This is a genomic window from Gracilibacillus thailandensis, from assembly GCF_010994055.1.
Lineage (GTDB): Bacteria > Bacillota > Bacilli > Bacillales > Amphibacillaceae > Gracilibacillus > Gracilibacillus lacisalsi.
In genome coordinates this window covers 1-2,502 of sequence record NZ_WJID01000131.1, presented here as the reverse complement: position 1 = coordinate 2,502, position 2,502 = coordinate 1, and the positions used below count along the sequence as shown (strand labels likewise).

The 2,502-nt window shown below is 34.7% G+C and carries 2 protein-coding genes; both read right to left on the bottom strand.

Annotated features, from left to right (window positions below; all coding sequences use genetic code 11):
• Positions 1 to 36: 36 nt before the first annotated feature.
• The gene (gene istB, locus GH715_RS21095; RefSeq protein WP_153837218.1) at positions 37 to 801 is read right to left on the bottom strand and encodes an IS21-like element helper ATPase IstB; all 765 of its coding nucleotides are present in this window, start codon (positions 799 to 801) and stop codon (positions 37 to 39) included.
• Positions 798 to 2,366 carry an IS21 family transposase gene (istA, locus tag GH715_RS21090; protein WP_163578826.1) on the bottom strand — a complete coding sequence of 523 codons (1,569 nt, stop codon included), beginning with the start codon at positions 2,364 to 2,366 and terminating at the stop codon, positions 798 to 800. Before istA ends, istB begins: the two co-directional genes overlap by 4 nt.
• Positions 2,367 to 2,502 lie beyond the last annotated feature (136 nt).

The following is a 2,502-nucleotide window of genomic DNA, read 5'->3' as shown; positions in this document are numbered from 1 at the left end:
TGTGACCGTCAAGTAAAAAGACACAATTTATGCTCATTAATTTGAAACACTTTCTTGCCCAAAAATGGTCGATCTATGCTTCATACGATAACTATCTTCATTTAAATGAATGATTTCAACTCGATGTAAAATTCTATCTAAAATAGCTGTTGTAATTGCTTGGTCACCTAAAAGCTCTCCCCACTCTTTAGGTGCTTTATTTGAAGTTAAAATGATGGATGATTGATTATATAAATCATTAATCAAGTGGAAGAACATATTAGCTTCCTGTGAATCCATCGCCATAAACATCAAATCATCAATAATAACTAAATCTGCATCTCTTATTCTTTTCATTCTCGTCTGTGATTTTCGAGTAATTTCCTCCGTTTTCAGTACATGAATAAGGTCTCCCATCGTAGTAAAGATGACCTTATAACCTTGGTTTAACGCTTCGATTCCTAACCCAATTGAAATGTGAGTTTTTCCACTACCTGGTGGTCCTAATAGAATGATATTGTGTAACTGTTCTATCCACGTTAAATCCTTCAATCTATTCAGATGTTTATTGCTTAATGATTTCTGTTCTTTTATGTTGAATTCCTCTAATGTCTTTTGAAACGGAAATGTAGCCCATTTAAATCGTTTTTCTAACTGTTTTTCTTCTCTTCGAGTTTGTTCATATTTTGCTACATCTAAGAGGAACTGAGTAAAGGATGAATCCTTTTGCTCAGCCTCTCTAATTAATGCCGGAAGGTGATTTGCTGTTTCCGTTAAACGTAGAGTTCTCATCAATGCTTGTAATTGATTTAACTGGCTCATACTGGATCACCTTCCAATATGGCAGTATAAGCATCCACTTCTCGTTTTTGAGCCTCTGTTTCCATAACCCAAGCTGAAACTCCTTTTACTTGTGTTACATTCTTAGCGGTATCATTCGTTGTATCTTCCATTTGTCGATGTCGTTTTAAATAGGCAACGACATTGCTAAAATCTGTGGCACCATAAAGGTTCCTTTTTATACACTCTTTCAATGCTGTCGATAGAATTTCTTTGTTATTTATTTTTGTCTCTTTTACTATCATTTGGAGTTGATCCCTCATATATCTAGGATACTTCCCTTTTACCACTTGTAGATAATCATAAGCCATCTCACTGTCATTAAAATGCTCGGCAACTGTATTCATAAATGCATCAATACCCTTTGTTCTATCACGGCTATGTTTTCTATCTTTAATCAATAACCCTTTCCCGTCAGGGATATTATGCTTTGCTATGATTTCACCTGTTTCAGGGCTATAAATGATTAATTCTCTTTCCTCCGTTTCCTTAATACAGACCGTTTCGTACTTGCCAAACGTCCCCAATGGTAGAGAATAACGGTTAGATAAATATCGAATGGTATTGTCCTTATGGACACATCTTGATATACTATTTTCATAGTTATATTTTATATCTATATTTTTGGTGACTGGTCTTAAGTGTTGTCTTTCCAGGGAAAACACTTCGACCGGTCTCTTTTTTGTTGTATGGTGAATTTTATAGTTTCCAGTTCTATTAAGCCATTCCCACCCTTGTTCATTCCAAGAATCAATGTTATGAAAAACTCGATGTTTAGCGAAATTATGTTTAATAAATCCAACGACATTTTCAATTTTTCCTTTGCTCTCTGGATCCGCCTTGCGGCAAACACGAAGGTTTAGATTCCGAGATTCTTTATATTGTTGGAACTCTTGCGTTAAAATTAAATCCCCGCCATTCTCACTGACAACAATTAAACTATCTTGGTCATATACCAATTCACCTGGAATTCCTCCATACCACTTAAATGCATTTTCATGTGCTTTAATGACATCTTGGGTAGTAAATGGCCTATCCAACCATTCCGTATATTTATATCTAGAATTAGATAATACAAAGGCTATAAAGTTTAATTTTACTTCCTTACTGTCTGCTGCCTTCTGTTTCGTATGACCAAAATCAACTTGTATTTGTTCACCCATGGGTGAATCAGGTATAGCCTCGTAAATTCGTGATGAAGTTTCCTTTCTTATTTTATACTCCTCTCGAAGTTCTCTAACATAGGAGCGAACCGTACTTTCACCCACTTCTAAATCTTCGTATCGTTCTTTTAACCAATCTTCTACTTGTGCCGCAGACATATCTGGATGTTCTCTTAGCCAGGATAAAATTAGCTCTTTATAAGGATCTAATTTCTTAGTTCTGGTTTGAATGGAATCTACCCACTTAGACATATCCGAAGGATTCTTTTTTAGATAACGATGAACTGTTGACCTTGAGATTCCTAGTTTTTCAGCTACCTTTGTCTTACTAAAACCCTTTTTAATTAATTGATGTATTTCCATATACATTTCCCACTTATCCACCTTTACATCCTCCATTGCTCTTTATGTTTTGATATAAACATTTTACAATGGAAGGTTCTTATTATTAATATTTTTGTGTAAATAAGTGTGTCTTTTTATCTAGCAAAAACTGTCTACTCTAGTTTAGCAGTCACAA